Annotated in this window: 19 protein-coding genes, 1 pseudogene and 1 riboswitch; of the genes and pseudogenes, 18 read left to right on the top strand and 2 right to left on the bottom strand. The window is 34.3% G+C overall.

What is annotated here, in order from left to right; translation table 11 throughout:
* Window positions 1–170: 170 nt before the first annotated feature.
* From CN514_RS15860 to CN514_RS15815, 10 genes and pseudogenes are all read left to right on the top strand, one after another.
* Complete coding sequence (locus CN514_RS15860) at window positions 171–1,667, top strand: FTR1 family iron permease (RefSeq protein ID WP_098233422.1); 1,497 nt, start codon at window positions 171–173, stop codon at window positions 1,665–1,667.
* Window positions 1,657–2,031: a hypothetical protein gene (locus CN514_RS15855; RefSeq protein WP_098233421.1), complete on the top strand. Its 375-nt coding sequence runs from the start codon at window positions 1,657–1,659 to the stop codon at window positions 2,029–2,031. Before CN514_RS15860 ends, CN514_RS15855 begins: the two co-directional genes overlap by 11 nt.
* A gap of 225 nt (window positions 2,032–2,256) precedes the next feature.
* Window positions 2,257–2,487, top strand: a complete 231-nt coding sequence (locus CN514_RS15850; protein ID WP_097975109.1) for a FeoA family protein — start codon at window positions 2,257–2,259, stop codon at window positions 2,485–2,487.
* A complete protein-coding gene (gene feoB / locus CN514_RS15845; RefSeq protein WP_098233420.1) occupies window positions 2,481–4,481 on the top strand; it encodes a ferrous iron transport protein B in 2,001 nt (666 codons plus the stop codon). The genes CN514_RS15850 and feoB overlap by 7 nt, the downstream gene beginning before the upstream one ends.
* Window positions 4,482–4,499: 18 nt before the next feature.
* The gene (locus tag CN514_RS15840) at window positions 4,500–4,661 is read left to right on the top strand and encodes a FeoB-associated Cys-rich membrane protein (RefSeq protein ID WP_098233419.1); all 162 of its coding nucleotides are present in this window, start codon (window positions 4,500–4,502) and stop codon (window positions 4,659–4,661) included.
* 98 nt (window positions 4,662–4,759) lie between these two features.
* Window positions 4,760–4,871: riboswitch (TPP riboswitch) on the top strand.
* Between the two features lie 135 nt (window positions 4,872–5,006).
* Entirely contained in the window at window positions 5,007–5,813 is an 807-nt protein-coding gene (gene thiD / locus CN514_RS15835; protein ID WP_098233418.1) for a bifunctional hydroxymethylpyrimidine kinase/phosphomethylpyrimidine kinase, read from the top strand.
* Window positions 5,806–7,044, top strand: coding sequence for a putative hydroxymethylpyrimidine transporter CytX (cytX, locus tag CN514_RS15830; RefSeq protein ID WP_098233417.1), 1,239 nt, complete (start codon window positions 5,806–5,808; stop codon window positions 7,042–7,044). Before thiD ends, cytX begins: the two co-directional genes overlap by 8 nt.
* Window positions 7,028–7,840 (top strand): hydroxyethylthiazole kinase, encoded by an 813-nt coding sequence (gene thiM, locus CN514_RS15825; protein ID WP_098233416.1) that lies wholly within the window; start codon window positions 7,028–7,030, stop codon window positions 7,838–7,840. Before cytX ends, thiM begins: the two co-directional genes overlap by 17 nt.
* Complete coding sequence (gene thiE / locus CN514_RS15820; RefSeq protein WP_098233415.1) at window positions 7,831–8,466, top strand: thiamine phosphate synthase; 636 nt, start codon at window positions 7,831–7,833, stop codon at window positions 8,464–8,466. The genes thiM and thiE overlap by 10 nt, the downstream gene beginning before the upstream one ends.
* A gap of 470 nt (window positions 8,467–8,936) precedes the next feature.
* A pseudogene (locus CN514_RS15815) lies at window positions 8,937–9,916 on the top strand (quinone oxidoreductase family protein).
* A 142-nt stretch (window positions 9,917–10,058) separates the two neighbouring features.
* Here the strand turns inward: CN514_RS15815 and CN514_RS15810 are convergent.
* Window positions 10,059–10,346: a hypothetical protein gene (locus CN514_RS15810; protein ID WP_176525932.1), complete on the bottom strand. Its 288-nt coding sequence runs from the start codon at window positions 10,344–10,346 to the stop codon at window positions 10,059–10,061.
* 262 nt (window positions 10,347–10,608) lie between these two features.
* Here CN514_RS15810 and CN514_RS15805 point away from each other — a divergent pair, with 262 nt between their 5' ends.
* From CN514_RS15805 to CN514_RS15770, 8 genes are all read left to right on the top strand, one after another.
* Entirely contained in the window at window positions 10,609–11,754 is a 1,146-nt protein-coding gene (locus tag CN514_RS15805) for an acyl-CoA dehydrogenase family protein (protein WP_097975124.1), read from the top strand.
* 11 nt (window positions 11,755–11,765) lie between these two features.
* Entirely contained in the window at window positions 11,766–13,106 is a 1,341-nt protein-coding gene (locus CN514_RS15800) for an acetyl-CoA carboxylase biotin carboxylase subunit (protein ID WP_098233413.1), read from the top strand.
* Window positions 13,107–13,117: 11 nt separating this feature from the next.
* Window positions 13,118–13,339, top strand: a complete 222-nt coding sequence (locus CN514_RS15795) for an acetyl-CoA carboxylase biotin carboxyl carrier protein subunit (RefSeq protein WP_025568303.1) — start codon at window positions 13,118–13,120, stop codon at window positions 13,337–13,339.
* 12 nt (window positions 13,340–13,351) lie between these two features.
* Entirely contained in the window at window positions 13,352–14,263 is a 912-nt protein-coding gene (locus CN514_RS15790) for a hydroxymethylglutaryl-CoA lyase (protein WP_098233412.1), read from the top strand.
* A complete protein-coding gene (locus CN514_RS15785) occupies window positions 14,264–15,040 on the top strand; it encodes an enoyl-CoA hydratase-related protein (RefSeq protein ID WP_025671249.1) in 777 nt (258 codons plus the stop codon).
* Between the two features lie 4 nt (window positions 15,041–15,044).
* A complete protein-coding gene (locus tag CN514_RS15780) occupies window positions 15,045–16,574 on the top strand; it encodes an acyl-CoA carboxylase subunit beta (RefSeq protein WP_098233411.1) in 1,530 nt (509 codons plus the stop codon).
* Between the two features lie 229 nt (window positions 16,575–16,803).
* Window positions 16,804–18,066, top strand: coding sequence for a DUF2157 domain-containing protein (locus CN514_RS15775; protein WP_098233410.1), 1,263 nt, complete (start codon window positions 16,804–16,806; stop codon window positions 18,064–18,066).
* On the top strand, window positions 18,056–18,565 hold the full coding sequence (locus CN514_RS15770; protein WP_176525931.1) for a GDYXXLXY domain-containing protein: 510 nt from the start codon (window positions 18,056–18,058) through the stop codon (window positions 18,563–18,565). Before CN514_RS15775 ends, CN514_RS15770 begins: the two co-directional genes overlap by 11 nt.
* Window positions 18,566–18,595: 30 nt before the next feature.
* Here CN514_RS15770 and CN514_RS15765 read toward each other — a convergent pair whose 3' ends face one another.
* A complete protein-coding gene (locus CN514_RS15765; protein WP_098233408.1) occupies window positions 18,596–19,162 on the bottom strand; it encodes a biotin transporter BioY in 567 nt (188 codons plus the stop codon).
* Window positions 19,163–19,327: the final 165 nt, after the last annotated feature.

Raw genomic sequence — 19,327 nt, 5'->3', positions numbered from 1 at the left:
ACATCTACTTTAAGGGGTGCGGCCTATCTTCCTCAGTTTTTTTAATTTAGTCGAATAGTGAGATAAACATTAAAAATAGTTAATAAAAATATAATTGACTATAACTCGAAATAGCTTTATTATCAAGAGGTGATAATGATTATCATTTATATTTAAGGGGAAAATCAACGATGAAGCAGGCTCTTATTAAAGTAACTTTAACAGCTTTACTATTATTAGTTTTACCATTTAAAACCTTTGCTGCAAGCCCAGAAGAGGATTTGACACATGCAAATTCTTTTGTAGAAAGTGCAATCCAATCTGCACAAAAAGGAGATTTTAAATCTACTGAGCAGGAATATAAAAAATTCAACGACGAGTGGCTTGATAAAGAGGATGGAATAAAAAACAAATCGATTGATGCGTATGGCAAAATCGAGGAAGCTATGGGAATGGTTCAGTATAACCTAGCACAAAAAACAGTGAGTCAAAATGCACTAGTAACTGCACTTAAAGAATTAGAAGAGGTAAATGAAAAGTTTATTTCTCATCAGTTCGCTAGTTCAAAATTAGATTCAAAAAGTACAGGTAGTGTAGAAGATTTAATCGAAATTTTAAACAAAGCTTTAGCAGATTTAAAAGAAAATAATGTTTCAGGAGCAACTTCGGAGATTAATCAATTTAGAAAATCTTGGATTAATATTGAAGGTGTTGTATTAACACAATCTCAAACAGTGTACACTGACGCTGAAAGAGATATGGTTACTTCTTATGCAATGCTTACTGCTAAAACGCCAGATGTGAAAGCGGCTACAAAAACAATTACTGATATGCGTGATTATCTATTACCATTAGCGTCTAAAACTAGTTATACAATGATTGATGCTATTACAATCTTACTGAGAGAAGGATTAGAAGCATTACTAGTAGTTGTTGCATTACTAGGATTTATTAAAAAGTCTGGGCAAGAAAAGAAAAGTAAGTGGATCTGGTTTGGTGTTGGTGCTGGATTATGCGTCAGTATCATTCTAGGTGTCATTGTAAATGTTTTATTCTCAGCAGGTGCTTTTGGAAGTAACAACTTCTTAATCGCAGGCTGGACTGGGGTATTTGCTGCTGTCATGCTTTTATATATGAGTTATTGGTTACATAGCAAATCCAATACAAAGCAGTGGCAACAATATATTAAAACTAAGAGTGATAAAGCTTTAAATACTGGTAGTCTATTATCTTTATCAATTCTTGCGTTTTTAGCAGTTTTCCGTGAGGGAACTGAAACTGTATTATTCTTTATTGGAATGGCGTCATCAATCAAACTATCATCATTGTTAATAGGAATTGGGTTAGGATTCGCAATTTTAGCAATACTAAGCTTCTTAATCTTAAAGGTTGGCCTGAAAATTCCAATGAGACCGTTTTTCCTTGTCTCAAGTATATTAATGTTCTATTTATGCTTTAAATTTGCCGGCATGGGTATTCATGGTTTACAACTTTCTGGATTACTTCCAGCGACTCAGGCTCCTATTCCTACAATTGATTTCTTTGCGATTTATTCAACTTGGGAGAGCTTTGTACCCCAGATGATTTTATTGCTAATAGCTTGTATTACTGTTATTTATAATAGATTCTCAAATAAAAATAATAAAAAAAGTAGTAAAAATTCAGGGGGAACTAAAAATGTTATCTAATAAAAAACTTGTCGTAGCAATGGCTTTAGGACTATCTTTAACTTTATCTGCATGTGGAACGAAAACAGACGATGCAATTAAAACTGGTTCTGATGATATGATTAAAACGATTTCAGAATTAAAAACACAAATTTCAAATAATGATGAAGCAAAGGCAAAAGATAGCGGAGAAGCCCTTGAAAAGTCATGGGAAAAATTCGAAGACTCGGTAAAAGATAAAGACAAAGGACTTTATGAAAAAGTTGAAACGCCACTTCATATTATTGAAGCAGGAGTAAAGGTATCTCCATTGAATGCAGATACACTTAACCAAGCTGGGGACGAATTAGAAAGTGTATTAAAAGAAGTTAAAGAGCTAAAATAATAAACAATTAATTAATCATTGTTTTCCAAAAAAGCCTACATTGAATGATCTTTGTAGGTTTTTTCTTGGTTTTATTCACTCAATTTTGGGAATTTTTTCTAAAGTTAACCTTTTCATAAAAGCAGGTAGACAATTAACTTGACTTAACTTAAGATAAAGGTATTGATAAGGATTATCATTATTGATTGTTTATATATAATAAGTTTTGATCCGGGGGAATCACTTATGTTACTTTCAGAATTAAAAAAAGGCGAAAAAGCAAAAATAACAGATTTGTCATCACTAGGTGAGGCAGTGAAAAGACGTCTTTTAGATCTAGGGATAAGTGAAGGGTCTATGGTCTGCCTACAATGTACAATGCCGTTCAAAGGACCTTGTATGATTGAAAATTGCGGACAATCACTTGGCATTCGATTTCTAGATGCATCGGGGATAAAGGTAGAAAAAATATGTTAAATATAGCGCTTATTGGAAATCCAAATACAGGAAAAACTTCTCTATTTAATAATTTAACAGGTACATACCAATACGTAGGAAATTGGAGTGGGGTTACCGTTGAAAAAAAGGTAGGGACTATTAAAAATAAACTTGGAAATTTAATTGATTTACCAGGTATCTATTCTCTAAGCCCTCTTTCAAAAGATGAGGCCGTTGTTTCACATTTTTTTGTAAATGAAACATTTGATGGGATGATTAATATTGTTGACGCTGCTCAATTAGAGAGAAATTTAATGCTCACTCTTCAACTTCTAGAGTTTAATAAATCAATGATTATTGGTCTAAATATGGTCGATGTTGCTAAAAGGAGAGGGATTTCAGTTGATCCTTCTAGTATCTCAAAGATATTACAAGTACCAGTTATTCCAATTGATGCTAGATCGGGTAAGGGAACAAACGAGGTAAATGAATTAATAGAGACAATTCCTCAATCTGAAGTTGAGTTTAAAATTGATTATGGAATAATTATTGAAGACGGTATTAAAAATATTATGGCTCTATTACCTTCAACTTTATCTATTCCTAAAAGATGGACTGCAATACAAATCTTAGAGGGCAATAAAGAGGTAATAGAATTTATAGCATCATCCTACGATTTTAGTAAAATTGACCAAGTAATTAGCATAACAGAGGAACAATTAAACAGTGAACAAGGCGTGTCACCTTCAAAATGGATTTATTCTGTAAGAAAAGAAGTGATTTCAAATTTAATTGGTAGATCTGTAGAAAAAGAATCTAATGAAGCGATTACATTAACTGATCGCATTGATCGATTTGTTACACACCCAATTTTGGGTATTCCTATTTTCCTAGTGACAATGTTTTTAATGTTTAAGCTTACTTTTGATTGGTTGGGGTTACCCTTATCTGACGCATTAGATGGGTTTTTATCAGGACCTGTAACAGACTGGCTAACAAACGGCTTAAATGCAATACATGCATCAGATTTTATAAAAGCAGTTATTCTTGACGGTATTGTTGCCGGTGTTGGTGGAGTTTTAGTCTTTGTTCCACAAATTTTTATTTTGTTTTTACTAATATCATTCCTTGAAGATTTTGGATATATGTCTCGAGCGGCTTTAGTAATGGATCGCTCGATGGAAATGGTTGGTTTAACAGGAAAGGCATTTATACCTATGATTATAGGGTTTGGTTGTAATGTACCTGGAGTTATGGCTGCTAGAACGATTGAACAGCCTAGAGAGAGATTACTCACCATTTTGTTAACACCATTAATGTCTTGTTCGGCGCGTTTACCAGTATATGCACTATTCGTTGGCGCGTTTTTTGCGAAAAATCAAGCAATAGTTGTTTTTTCACTGTATATACTCGGAATAGTAGTTGCATTAGTATTAGCTAAGATCTTTTCATCTACTATATTAAAGGGTGAGTTTTCATTATTTGTCGTAGAACTCCCACCGTACCGTATGCCACAAGGTAAAGCTTTGTTTAGAAGCACATGGGATAAAGGTAAAGGGTTTATTCGAAAAGCAGGTACGTTTATTTTTGGTGGTTCTGTAGTAATATGGTTATTATCTTATATGGGACCAAGTGGTTTAGGTGTTTCGATGGATGATAGCTTTTTAGCAATGATTGGGGGAATACTTACACCAATACTTGCACCTTTAGGTTTCGGGACATGGCAAGCAGGTGCTTCTTTACTAACAGGATTTTTAGCGAAAGAGGTTGTCGTATCTGCCATGAATATTATCTATCATGTGCCAAATGCAAATTCTTTACAAGGAATATTGTCAACACAGTTTTCTGCACTTTCTGCTTTTAGCTTTATGGTATTTGTCTTATTGTATGTACCATGTCTTGCAACTGTAGCGACAATTCGTAAAGAGACAGGTTCAGCTAAATGGACGTATTTCTCAGTTGGATATGCATTAGTTATTGCGTATATATTAGCGCTAATTATCTATCAAGTTGGAAGTCTCTTAGGCTACTAAAGAAAGGAGTATCTACTTATGATTGTCAATATTATAATAGGCGCTCTTATTTTTGGATATGCAGGGTGGACACTTTTACGATATGTAAAGAAAACAAAAAAAGGTAAATGTGGTTCTTGCTCAATCGCAAAAACTTGTAGTTCAAATTGTGATACAAATTATTCAAAAATAGAAATATAGCGTTAACTAGAAAAGATTAAAATTAAAGTAATCTGTCTAAATACTTGAATAAAGTAGAAGGATTCATTAAGATGATAAAGTAATCAACTTAAATAATTGAATAGTACTAGGGGTGCCGTAAATGTTCGGCTGAGATTAAGACACGTGAAGTCTTTGACCCTTTAACCTGATCTGGATAATGCCAGCGTAGGAAAGTGAACGGTAGAATGCATATTTTGTATTCATAACATTGATTTGTTCGAGCACAAGTCCTTATGGGATTTGTGCTTTTTTGTATTTAAAATCAAGTTTCATCTTCTATCTGTAAGATCAAAGAGTTCTATTCATGAAATAGGGGGAAGAAAATTGAAGAAAGTATTAACGATAGCAGGCTCCGATTCAAGTGGTGGTGCAGGTATTCAAGCGGATTTAAAGACGTTTTCAGCTCATCGTGTTTTTGGAATGAGTGTAATTACAGCAGTAACTGCTCAAAATACACAAGGAGTGTTTGCAGTACAAGATATGACACCAGAGATGATTGCTAGCCAGTTAGATGCAATTTTTACTGATATTGAAGTCGATGCTGTAAAAATTGGAATGGTATCTCAAATAGAGACGATTAAAGTCATTGCTGAGAAATTAAAGCAATATAAACCAAAGCAAATCGTAGTTGATCCAGTTATGGTTTCAAAAAGCGGATTTGACTTATTAAGTCCAGATGCAAAGGAAGCTTTAATTCAAGAGTTGATTCCGCTAGCAACTGTTATTACGCCAAATCTTCCAGAAGCAGAAGTTATTACTGGAAGAAAAATTACAACGATTGAGGAAATGAGAGAAGCTGCTATTCAAATTCACTCATTAGGAGCTAAGAACGTCCTTGTAAAAGGCGGTCATCTAGAGGGTGAAGCTACCGATATTTGCTTTAATGGTGAGGAATTTACAAGCTTTAATAGTGTTAGAATTAATACAATTAATACCCACGGTACGGGTTGTACTTTATCTTCAGCCATTACATCTAATTTAGCAAATGAACTTAAGTTAAATGAGGCAATTAGAGATGCGAAGAACTATATAACATTAGCAATCCAACATTCCTTTTCAATCGGAAAAGGGGTAGGTCCTGTACATCATTTTTACTCATTGTATGAAAAGGCAGGAGCTCAACATGTCTAATCAAAATGTAAAAATGACGAAGTGGAACTTTACAACACTTTGGTTTGGTGCGGCTGTTTCTGTAGCAGAAATTATGACTGGTGCCCTAGTAGCACCACTAGGTTTTAAGAAAGGTTTGACTGCCATTTTAGTAGGGCATTTACTTGGGACACTTTTGCTTATATTAGGTGGAGTCATTGGTTCTCAGCAAAGGTTATCAGCCATGGAATCTACAAAAATTTCATTTGGAAGCTATGGTAGCTATTTGTTTTCAATTTTAAATGTTCTACAGCTACTAGGCTGGACAGCAATTATGATTTTAACAGGAGCTCGCTCAATCAATTTAGTTACAATAAAAGATTATGAATTTGACCACCTATGGGTTTGGTGTTTAGTAATTGGAATATTAATCGCAATCTGGTTGTACTTTGGACAAATTGCTTCAAAAAAACTAAATAGCTTAGCTGTTTGTTTATTATTTGTTTTAACAATTGTACTTTGTTTTGTCATTTTTAAAAGTGATAAGATCCTAACTCAACCAAGCACTTCGGGTTTATCTTTTGGTGAAGCCGTTGAATTATCGGTAATTATGCCATTATCGTGGATTCCATTAATTAGTGATTATACTCGTTTCGCGAAGACAACAAAAGATGGAGCGATTGGTAGTTTTATAGGTTATATGTTTGGTAGCTCTTGGATGTATATTATTGGGCTAGGCGCAGCATTAGCATTTAATCAAGTAGATCCGGTTGCTGTTTTAATGAGTGCAAATCTAGGATTATTTGCAGTTGGTATCGTCGTTTTAGCGACTGTTACAACGACTTTTATGGATGCTTACTCTGCCGGAATATCAGTTACAACCATCTTTCCAAAGCTAAATGGAAAGCATATCGCTCTTATCATTACAGCTATTGGAACAATATTGGCCGTTATTTTCCCTATTGAGAAGTATGAAGGATTTTTATATACAATCGGTTCTTTTTTTGCACCATTATATGCAATTTTATTAACGGACTATTTTATTCTAAAAAGAACAAGTATAAGTAAATCGTTGAAGTTTGATTGGATCGCGTTTATTACATGGATTTTAGGAGTTTTTATTTATCGCAAGTTTGTACAATTAGACTTCTTCCTTGGAGCTACTGTTCCGAGTATGATTTTAATATGTGTCATTTATCTAGTTGTTCAGTTTGTTATTAATAAGCTTGTTCCAAAGCAAATCGGGGGAGAAAAAAATGTTAACTATGAATGAAATGAGTCAAATTCTTGAAAGCGTAAAAGAGAAAAAGCCTTTAGTTCACCACATTACAAATTATGTAACTGTAAATGACTGTGCAAATATGGTGTTAGCTCTAGGTGGATCACCAGTTATGGCAGATGATTTAGCCGAAGTAGAAGAAATGGTATCTTTTGCATCAGCTCTTGTTATTAATATTGGAACATTAAATGAAAGAACAATTCCATCAATGATTAAAGCTGGTAAAAAAGCTAATCAATTAGGCGTACCAGTTATATTAGATCCTGTTGGTGTAGGAGCAACAACTCTACGTACAGAAACGGCAGCTAAATTATTGAAAGAAGTACGTTTTGCAGTAGTTCGTGGAAATATGTCAGAAATCAAAATGATTGCTGGCTTAAATGTTCAAATTAAAGGTGTTGATTCTGTAGCTGGTGAAGAAGACGGAGTTGACATTGCTAAATCACTTTCAGCAAAATTAGGTTCAGTAGTTGCAATTACAGGTGCAGTAGATATTATCGCAGAACAAGATCGAGTATGTACCATTTCAAATGGGGATAAAATGCTAGCTGATGTAACTGGAACTGGATGTATGAGTACATCATTAATTGGAACTTATGCTGGTGCAACGACTGATTATTTCCTTGCAGCTGTTTCCGGTATTACTACAATGGGTCTTTGTGGAGAGCTTGCTAAGGCTCGCCTAACTGAAGGACAAGGAATCGGTACATTTAAAGTAAACTTATTTGATGAGGTATCTAAAGCTTCTGTTGATACACTACTAACAGGAGGAAAAATCGAATGGCTATAACAAAAAGTAAAATAGATTACAAGCTTTATTTAGTAACGGATCGAGATGTATTAGGATCAAGAGATTTAGTTCAATCTGTTGAGGAAGCAATTAAAGGTGGAACAACAATCGTACAAATAAGAGAAAAAAATTGTAGTAGTCTAGACTTTTACAAAATTGCTATGCAAGTAAAAGAAGTAACTTCAAAATATAATGTTCCATTGATTATTAATGACCGTTTAGATATCGCTTTGGCAATTAAAGCTGATGGTTTACACATCGGACAAGAAGACTTACCTTTAACCGTAGCCAGAAAGATTGTTGGAGAAGACATGATTATTGGTGTATCTGCAACAACATTAGAAGAAGCAATGATTGCACAGGAACAAGGTGCGGATTATGTTGGAATTGGCTCGGTATACCCAACGAGTACAAAACTAGATGCAAAATATTTAACACGAGATGAGTTACGAAGAATACGTGAGGCATTAAAAATTCCAATCGTAGGAATCGGTGGTATTAATGAAGAAAATGTTTCAGAATTAATGGAAACAAATATTGATGGTGTTGCGATTGTTTCTGCGATATTAGGGAAAGAAAATATTAAATCGGCTGCTGAGCATTTGAGTATGCTGGTTAATAAATAATAATTTAGTGTTTAAGGGGCGATCTATAAGATGCCTCTTTTTTTAAGCTTTATATTAATAATAAGTTCCGTCATCACCAAGTATTCTTTTTTATCATAGATTGATCTCCTTAAGATTAATAACTAATAGTAAAGTAATAATCTCAAATTAAAATAAGGTTTAAATAAAATTCACAAAGTTTCCTTATTATAAAACTTTTTGTTAGGATTGATTTTTTAAAGCACGCATTGAAAATGGCAACATTATTTCTAACGTTTATGTATGGTTTACGAGTTCAAAATACGGTAAATAAGGACAGTTCTATTCTAAATATGGGAGATATATTTCAAGTTATGTTCCGTTCTTTGCAGTAAGCCAATAATTGTAACTAATCAGTCTGTCTTATTGGACCTTATAATAAATTGATATTTTTTATTACTTTACTCCTACATTTAAAATAATAGTAATGACGCATTAGTGAGGTGGAGATTGTGAAGGCAGTTGTTGTGACCGAGTTTGGAAAACCAGAAGTTTTAAAAGTTGTTGATATGGAAGTACCATCAATTAATTCTAAACAAGTATGAATTAAAGTGGAAAAAGCCAGTGTAAACTTTGCAGATGTAAAGGCAAGATACCGAAAAAAGGGGAAAGGAAAATTCCCGTTTATTCCTGGTCTAATGTAGCTGGAACAATTGAAGTTGTAGGCGCCGATGTGCAACAGTTTCAGGTTGGACAACGAGTTGTTGCTTTTCCAGTAGGTGGTTCTTATGCTGAGTATGTTGTAGCAAATGATAATTTAACATTTCAAATTCCTGATTCATTAGCATTTGATGTAGCTGCAGCTTGTCCAACTGTTTCATTTCTTTCATATAAGCTCTTAGCTGATTTAGCTAGAATTGAAAAGGGAGAAACGGTATTAATTCATTCAGCTGCTGGTGGTGTAGGTACAACTGCTATTCAAATGGCAAAGATTTTAGGTGCCGGTAAGATTATTGGAACAGTAGGAAGTGAACAGAAGGTAGCGTATGCAGTAAACGCCGGTGCAGATCATGTGATTTGCTATGAAAAAGAAAACTTTTCAGAAAAAGTAAATGAGTTAACGGACGGTATTGGAGCTAATATTATTTTAGATTCAGTTGCTGGTAGAATTTCAGAACAAAGCATAAATTGCTTAGCAAAATACGGGCGCCTAGTTCATTTTGGAAATTCAAGTGGTGAAGTTGGCCATTTTAAAACAAGCGAGTTACATTCAAGCTGTCGATCTGTCCTTGGTTTTAGTTTAGGTACAACAAGAAAAGAAAGACCAGAGTCATTGAAGGAAACGGCAAAACAAGTATTTCGATATATAAATGAAGGACTTTTAAATATAAAGATAGGACATTATTTTTCAATAGAAGAGGTAGTTTGTGCCCATCGATTAATCGAAAGCAGACAAAGTACTGGTAAAATATTATTAAATATCAATAATTAATCAAGAAGGACATATCTCTGTACTTAGGGGTATGTCTTTTTTGTACTTTGAATAAGGAAGTTGCAAGTTAATATTGTACAATCTGAGGAAGTGAAAACAGTAGGGGTATCTTCAACTCACTTTTCATTTGTAGTTGAAATGATTAATTTTTTGATAGATTCGTATCTTTTAATTGATTTAAACAAAAATTAGAGCAACTTGATAGTTTTCCATTTGGAAAGATCAACAGTTGTGCGATTTTCAGTGTGTAATACCTTAACTGGTATGGGTAATTTTTAACGAATTTAATTGCGGCTTTGATGATTTTAATTGTAGTTTTGATGTTTTTAATTGCAGATATCGTTATTTTAATTGCAGTATTGCCATTTTTATTTGCAGTTCGCCTTTTATTTGCACTGATCAACTGCTTATTTGCACCCCTCTGAGACATACCTTGCAGTTCACCATCCAACAGTAATTCAGACTACATCCCCACAATCCTCCCACTTTTCCTAACTTTTCCTTTCTTGTCTCAATTTGTCGAACATAGATTAAAGGAAAATGGTAGAAAATATCGAATATTATCAATTGTAAGACTAAAATATTTATTTCTTATAAATGAAATATGGGACTCCACTGCTATTTGTTGCAGTTGGAGACATTCTTACGTTTTTTTAAACGTACCTAAATATTAAAAGGAGAGTGACTAACACATGGATTTTTTATTATCTAAAGAACAGCAAATGATTCAAGAAATGGTACGAGATTTCGCAGCGAAGGAAATTGAGCCTTTTGCAGAGGAACTTGATCGTGATAGCAAATTCCCAATTGAGACGTTCAAAAAAATGGGTGAATTAGGTTTATTAGGAATTCCGTTCCCTGAAGAGTATGGCGGTAGCGGTGGCGATACAATTAGTTATGCGTTAGCTGTAGAAGAAATAGGGCGTGCATGTGGAGGAACGGGTTTAAGTTTTGCTGCAACATGTTCATTAGGTGCTTCTCCAATTTACTATTTTGGTACAGAGGAACAAAAGCAAAAATACTTAGTTCCAATGGCGCAAGGAAAAACGCTTGGAGCTTTCGGTTTAACTGAGCCAAATGCGGGTTCTGATGCTGGTGGAACACAAACAAAAGCAGTTTTAGAAGGTGATGAGTATGTAATTACAGGTGAAAAATGCTGGATTACAAACGCTCAGTATTCTAACACAATTATCGTAACTGCTTATACTTCTATTGATGAAAAAGGAAAGAAAAATATTTGTGCGTTTATCGTACCAACTGACTCAGAAGGATTAACAATTACAGATCCTTATGACAAGATGGGTGTTCGTGCTTCTAATACGACTCAAATTGTATTAGATGGTGTACGTGTTCCAAAAGAAAATATTCTGGGCAATCCTGATAAAGGTTTTGGCCAATTCTTATATACATTAGATGGTGGTAGAATTTCAATTGCAGCACTTGCTGTAGGGATTGCACAAAAGGCTTTTGATAAAGCATTAGTATATGCAAAAGAACGTAAACAATTTAAACAACCTTTATCTAGTTTCCAAGCTATTCAATTTAAATTGGCTGATATGGCTATGGGAATTGAGTTAGCAAGAAATATGGTGCATAAAGCTGCATGGTTAAAAGACAATGGAAAACCGTTTACGAAAGAAGCGGCATTCGCTAAGTTATACGCATCTGAAATCGCTTCCAAAATTGCGAATGAATCATTACAAATTCATGGTGGATATGGCTACATGAAAGAGTATGGCATTGAACGTTTAGTGCGTGATGCTAAGTTACTTGAAATTGGTGAAGGTACATCAGAAATTCAACGTATGGTAATTGCACGTCAATTAGGATGCCGATAAGGAGAGAGAATATGATCAAAATACTTATTGCAAACCGCGGGGAAATCGCATGTAGAATTATCGAAACATGTAAAAAGCTTCGTTATCAAACTGTGGCAGTTTATTCAGATGCTGATAAAGAAAGTTTGCATGTTAAGTTAAGTGATGAAGCTTTTTCTTTAAAAGGGAATCATACAAAAGATACGTATTTAAACGCAGATTTAATTATAAAAATTGCAAAAGAAAATAATGTAACAGCAATTCATCCTGGATATGGCTTCTTATCAGAAAATAGCGATTTTGCTAAAAAATGTAAAGAAGCTGGAATTTTATTTGTTGGTCCTAAGCCAGAGCATTTAGAGATGATGGGCGAAAAAATTAGAGCTAGACAAATAATGGAGCAATTAAACATTCCGTTAATTAAAGGAAATTCTCACCCAATTCAATCGGTTGAAGAAGCAAGGGAAATAGCAGAACAAATTGGCTATCCTGTTATGTTAAAAGCTTCTAGTGGCGGCGGCGGTATTGGTATGAAGTTAATCGAAAACGAAGCACAGCTAGAAAAAGAATTTTTAACAACACAAACGAGAGCACTTCAATTTTTTGCGAATGATGATGTATTCATCGAAAAAGCGATTATTAAACCGAGACATATTGAAGCACAAATTGCTGCTGATACTCATGGCAACGCGGTTTTCTTATTTGAAAGAGATTGTTCAATTCAAAGAAGAAACCAAAAAGTTGTTGAGGAAGCACCATCACCGTTCCTTTCTCCACAAGGTAGAAAGAAACTTGAAGAATATGCCCTTACGATTGCTAACCAAATGAAATATGTAAACGTGGGGACAATTGAATTTTTAGTTGATGAAAAAGAAAATATTTATTTCTTAGAAATGAATACTAGATTACAAGTTGAGCACGGTGTAACGGAAGGAATTACAGGAATTGACCTAGTTGAATGGCAGTTCCGTATTACATTTGGTGAAACACTTCCAATTCGTCCAACTCATGTAGAAATGAATGGTCACTCTATCGAAGTAAGGGTATATGCTGAGGATCCTAAAACTTTCTTCCCATCGCCAGGAACAGTTCAACACTGTAACTTCCCAGAGGAGATTGGTGTCCGTATTGATACGCATCTTTATGATGGATGGGTTGTATCACCGTTTTATGATCCATTATTAGCGAAAGTGATTGTAACGGCTAATACAAGAAAAGAAGCAGTAATTCAACTGCACAATTATCTTAAAAAGGTAGAAATTGAAGGTATTAAAACAAATCTGCCATTTTTGATTGATATTCTTTCAACGAATGCATTCCAAGAAGGCGACTACACAACAAGTTTTATTAGTGAATATCAAAAAGTGAAATGAGGTAATTAAAAATGGAAAACTTAACTGCAATGATGGCTGGAAGCGTATGGAAATGTCTTGTATCAGTAGGGGACGAAATTAGTAGTGATCAAGATTATGTAATCTTAGAATCTATGAAAATGGAAATTCCGCATGCTGCTCCTTATAAATGTAAAGTCGTAAATGTGTTCGTTAACGAAGGCGATTTTGTAAACGAAGGCGACTCTTTAATTCAAGTTGAAAAACTAGGTTAGGAGTTATTAGTGATGAAGCTACCTCAATCGGCTTTTATAAGAGAAGTAGGTCCACGTGATGGTTTGCAAAATGAAAAACAGTTTGTTTCCACTGAAAAGAAGCTTGAGTGGATTAATTTATTAGTTGAGAGTGGTTTGTCTTATATTGAAGTTTCTTCGTTTGTGAGACCAGACTGGATTCCTCAATTAAGTGACTCGGTAGATCTATTTACGAGGCTTAAGAAAAAAGATGGGGTTACTTATGCTACTCTTGTTCCTAATAAAAGAGGGTTAATGAGTGCATTTGAAGTAGATGCAGATGAAATTAATTTCTTTGTATCTGCTAGCGAAACACATAATTTAAAAAACAAGAACGCGAGTATCGAGCATTCAATGAACGATATTCGCTCAATGATTACAGAATGTAAAAATAATAAAAAGACTACTAGAGCATATATTTCAACTGTATTTGGTTGCCCATATGAGGGTGCTGTAGACCAGATGAAGGTGATCAAACTTGCAAACGAATTACTTGAATGTGGAGTAGATGAAATTTCCTTAGGCGACACAATTGGAATTGCTAATCCGCTTCAGGTAAATCAATTTTTAGAAAATCTATTGAAAGAAGTACCAGTTAATCGAATTGCAATGCATTTCCATGATACATATGGTCGTGCTGTTGCAAACCTATATACTTCTTTACTATTTGGAATTGAAAAATTTGATTCATCAAATGGTGGACTAGGTGGTTGTCCATATGCACCAGGAGCTAGTGGAAATGTAGCTACGGAAGATGTTGTTTCATTACTTCATAATTTAGGTATTACAACTAATGTGGATGAAAAGAAACTTCATCAAGCTACTTCATATATCTCTGAACAAATGAACTTAACACCAGTTAGTAAGCTATTTTCCGTATGGAATGGTTCAAAGGAGAGTATTTAAATGGAATCAAGTTTATTAGTAAGTGATATCGGTCATATTAGAATTCTTACATTAAATCGTACAAATGCAGCTAATTCATTATCACGTGAGTTACTAGATGCTCTTCATGGACAAATGGATGAGTTAAAGAAATCATCTGTACGTGCTGTTATATTTACTGGTAGTGGCTCATCTTATTTCTGTAGTGGTGCTGATTTAAAAGAGAGAAGAGGCATGACTGAGAGTGAGGCTCGAGAAACTGTTGAAAAAATCGGGACACTTTTTGAAAAAGTTGAAAGATTACCTATGCCAACAATAGCAGCAATCAATGGAGTTGCCTTAGGTGGTGGACTAGAACTTGCTTTAGCATGTGATTTAAGAATTGCTCATAAAGAAGCAATCGTCGGTTTACCAGAAACATCTTTAGCGATTATTCCAGGTGCTGGTGGTACACAAAGACTTCCACGTTTAATTGGACTTGGAAGAGCGAAGGAACTAATCTTTACTGGCAAACGTTTAAATGCTCATGAGGCTGAAGGCTATGGCATTCTAGAACATGTTGTTGAAATAGATGAATTACAAAATAAGGCGCTTGAAATATGCGAAACAATCGCAAGTAAAGGTCCTCTTGCAATCCGTGCAGCAAAAAAGGCGATTCAACGCGGTTTCGATCTTCCTTTAGATTTAGGGCTAAGATTAGAAACTTATGAATATGAAACTTTACTGCATACAAACGACCGTATGGAAGGTTTAGTAGCATTTCAAGAAAAGCGTAAGCCGCAATATAAAGGAGAGTAATTGCATGTCAAACGAAGCAACATATCAAGCTCGAAAAGAACAAATACTTTCTGGTGGGAAAGAAAAATATCATGAGAGCAATGCCAAAATTGGTAAGCTCTTTGCAAGAGAAAGAATTAATCAACTTTTAGATAAAGGCAGTTTTGTAGAAGATGGTTTTTTTGCAAACTGTATGAATGATGAATTTCCAGCAGATGGCATCGTTACAGGAATCGGTAAAATTAATGGCCGTACTGTATGTGTAATGGCGAATGATTCAACTGTAAAAGCAGGTTCATGGGGCGAAAAAACAGTAGAAAAAATCATCCGCATTCAAGAAACATGTTTAAAAATGCTAGTGCCTCTAATTTATTTAGTGGACTCTGCAGGAGCACGTATTACGGATCAAGTATTCATGTTCCCAGGTAGACGTGGTGCTGGACGTATATTCCACAACCAAATTAAGCTATCAGGTCAAGTACCTCAAATCTGCTTATTATTTGGACCTTCTGCTGCAGGTGGAGCTTATATTCCTGCATTCTGTGATTCTGTATTTATGATTGAAGGTAATTCTTCAATGTACTTAGGTTCACCTCGTATGGCTGAAATGGTAATTGGTGAAAAAGTTACACTCGAAGAAATGGGTGGGGCTAGAATGCACTGTTCAGTTTCAGGCTGTGGAGATGTATTGTGTGAGTCAGAAGAAGAAGCGATTGCTAAGCTAAAAGATTATTTATCTTATTTACCAACTAATTTCAAGCAAGGGGCACCTGTTGTTGAGGCTAAAAATCCTGTTCAAAAGGAGAAGACTTTAGCAGAAATTATACCAAGCAATCAAAACGTACCATTTTCTATTTATGAATTTATTGACCGAGTGGTTGATGAAGATTCATTCTTTGAAATTAAAAAGCTATTTGCACCTGAACTAGTGACTGGTTTTGCTAGATTAGATGGACGTAGCGTAGGAATTATCGCTAACCAACCGAGAGTTAAAGGTGGCGTATTATTCCATGATTCAGCGGATAAAGCTGCTAAATTTATTAATTTATGTGATGCTTACCATATTCCTTTATTATTCTTAATGGACGTACCTGGTTTCATGATTGGTACAAAAGTAGAGCGTGCAGGAATTATCCGCCATGGTGCAAAAATGCTTTATAGCATGAGTAATGCATCTGTTCCAAAAATCTCAGTTATCGTTCGCAAAGCATACGGTGCTGGACTTTACGCAATGGCAGGCCCTGCATTTGAAACAGACTGTGTCATTGCATTCCCATCTGCTCAAATCGCTGTAATGGGTCCTGAAGCAGCAGTAAACGCAGTGTATGCAAAGAAAATTGCAAGCTTACCAAAAGAAGATCAAGCTGCCTTTATCCAAGAAAAACGTAAAGAGTACGCTGAAGATATCGATATTTACCGTTTAGCATCTGAGCTAGTAGTAGATGTAGTCATTCAACCAGAAGAGCTACGTGCAGAGCTAATTAAGCGTTTTGCATATTACTCAGAGTCATATGAAACTCCTGCTACGAAAAAGCATGGTGTCTATCCGGTATAAAGAAGATTAAACAGCCCTAGATATAGGGCTGTTTTTTTGTATGGTTTCGTATTAGTTCAAAGCCTTAAAGGAGAATAAATAAATTAAACAAACGTTTGATTTATCATTTCTTTGTAGATTAATAGAGTATTCAATAAAATTTTAGATTTAGAGGTAATTAAATATTATTAAGAAATTATAATAATAAGGGAAGTAGTTTTACTAAGCTGCTACTAAAGGGGGGGCTCAAATGAGTAAATTAGATCAAAAGCTAAAAGAATGGCACAAGCACAACTTACTAGATGAAGGCTCATTAAATCGAATACTAGAGTATGAAAGGCACCGAACGAAAGCTGAAAAGCAATCGTTTTTAGGGGATATTGTTCCATTTTTAATTGCATTACTTGTAGCATTTTCAATTTTAGCGCTTGTGGGCAGTAACTGGAACGACTTTAGCCAAACTATGAGATTAGTCATTATTTTTGTAACACTATTGGTTTTCCATACAGTTGCATTTATAAGCTATCAAAAGGGTAAAGAGTTGTTTGGGCATTGTTTAAACTTTATTAATGTAATTGGGTACGCATGTGCTTTCGTTTTAATTGTACAAATGTATCAATTCTCTAGTGATAGTCCAGTATTTCTAATTACTTGGACGTTGCTCGCGTTTCTTTACTACTATGTGTTAAAGCATAATATGTTCTATTATCTTTTCTTAGGAATCGGATTTTTTAGTTTGAGCTATAGTGCTGGAATCGAAACGGCACATGTTTATCTTCTTCAAATTCCATTATTACTTTGTTCAATTTATTTCTTGAGATTAATGAAGAATCGATGGAATGCCAGCTTTAATTACACATTTCTAGGCTATATTGTCATTATGTTTTTCCAGACATTTTCAGATCGCCAATATATGATGCCAATTATTCTAGTAGTGTTTATTCTTTGGTATTTAAATGAACGTGGGATTATTGATTATGTACTTTTACCTGTATTTACTATATTCATATGGCTATTCACATTTTTCACTTCATTATTTGGAGGGTCATATGATGCAATTCACGAGTTACAAAAGGAATTTTCACATGGATTTCTAAAGCCGATTGCATTGCCACTGTTTAATACGATTATTCTATTAATCCTTTTACTAGCTATCTATACTGTGTACAAGAAGTGGAAGGACCACGAACCGTTTAAAAATTATCTTTGGATCTTTTTATTTATATTCTTATTACCGATACTAGGAGTTCAAGATAAATTAGCTAATATGATCGTAGGCGTATTAATATTATTTGCTTATTCATGTATCCGTTTATTTAAAGGTGTTTCAGGTCAGGAAAAAGAAAGCATCATTATAGGATTTATTACATTTGCCTCACTTGTTATTGGAATTTATACAGGATTTGCCGTTTCATTTATAAGTAAGTCAATTGTGTTTATCATCCTTGCAGTAGTTCTATATTTTGTCTATACCCAATCGAAAAAAGCAAGAGGTGATGAACATGCAAAATAAGAAGAAATTACTTTTGCTTTCAATTATTCAATTTGTTTTATTACTAGCTTTACTTGGCAACATTATGTACTTTAAGCAGTCAGCAGATACGTTTAAAATAAAGTCAGAAAGTTTGGATCCAGTAGAACCTTTATTAGGGCATTACGCGGCTCTATCGTATGATTTTGACTCAATAACAATGAAGAATTGGAAAGGTGAAGCTAAACCAAAAGAAGGGGAAAAAGTTTATATTGTCTTTCAAAAGGGACAAAACGATATTTATCAATTTGATTATGTAACCGATCATCGTCCAAAACATTCAAAATTTATTAAAGCATCTATTCAATACACTTATTTTGCTGAAGAGGAAGAAATTGTAATCAACCATAATCTAGGTCGCTTTTATATTCCCGAAAGCAAAATGGACAAATATAATCAAGGCGGAACTAAGTATATTGTTACTATCCAACATAAGGGAGATCGTTCTGTAGTTAAAGACGTTGAAATTTCAAATAAATAACCACTCATAGCTGAGTGGTTTCTTTTGGTATTACGCAGAAATTTCATCACGTTTTATTAAATTAGCTTTTGCTAAACGTTTTCCAATAATAACACCTAATGCAGATGCTACATAGGCTTTAACTAATCCAAGAATAATGAAAGGATAAAATCCGAAAGCCATTGCATCGTGCCAGCTTAGAGAAGCTGCAATTTTTAACCACACAGTACCAAAAATTAGCGTTATAAACATTCCGATTGTGTTTGCAATCATTGCATTTAAGACTGTGAACTTAGTTTTTTCAATATAGTAAGCGATGATGAAAATAGTTGGAATAAATCCAATTAAATAACCACCTGTTGAACCGACTAGTACGCCAAACCCCGCAGCACCACCTGCGAAAACCGGAATTCCGATCGCACCAAGTGCTAAATAAAGAAGTAACGAGATTGTTCCGTATTTTTTACCTAAAATCGTAGCTGCTAAGCCGATTGCTAATGTTTGTCCTGTGATTGGAACAGGAGAAAAGGGCAAAGGAATAGATACTTGAGATAGAATACCAATAATTGCTGCAAATAAAGCTGAATTAATAAGCATTTTTAATCTTTCTTGTTGCATTACAAAATCTCCCTCTCTTTATGTTAACTCATTTAATTCGTTGGTTAACATATTATAAATTAATTATATTTTATATAAAAAGATTGTCAATATGATTAAATTTAAAGTTAAAAAATTATTAATTTTGAGAAATTTTAAATGAAGGGAATTAATCGAAAAGGATTT

This window comes from Bacillus sp. AFS001701, assembly GCF_002559405.1.
Lineage (GTDB): Bacteria > Bacillota > Bacilli > Bacillales > Bacillaceae_G > Gottfriedia.
Note: the sequence above shows the minus strand (reverse complement) of the source record. Positions and strands in the feature narration are given on the sequence as shown.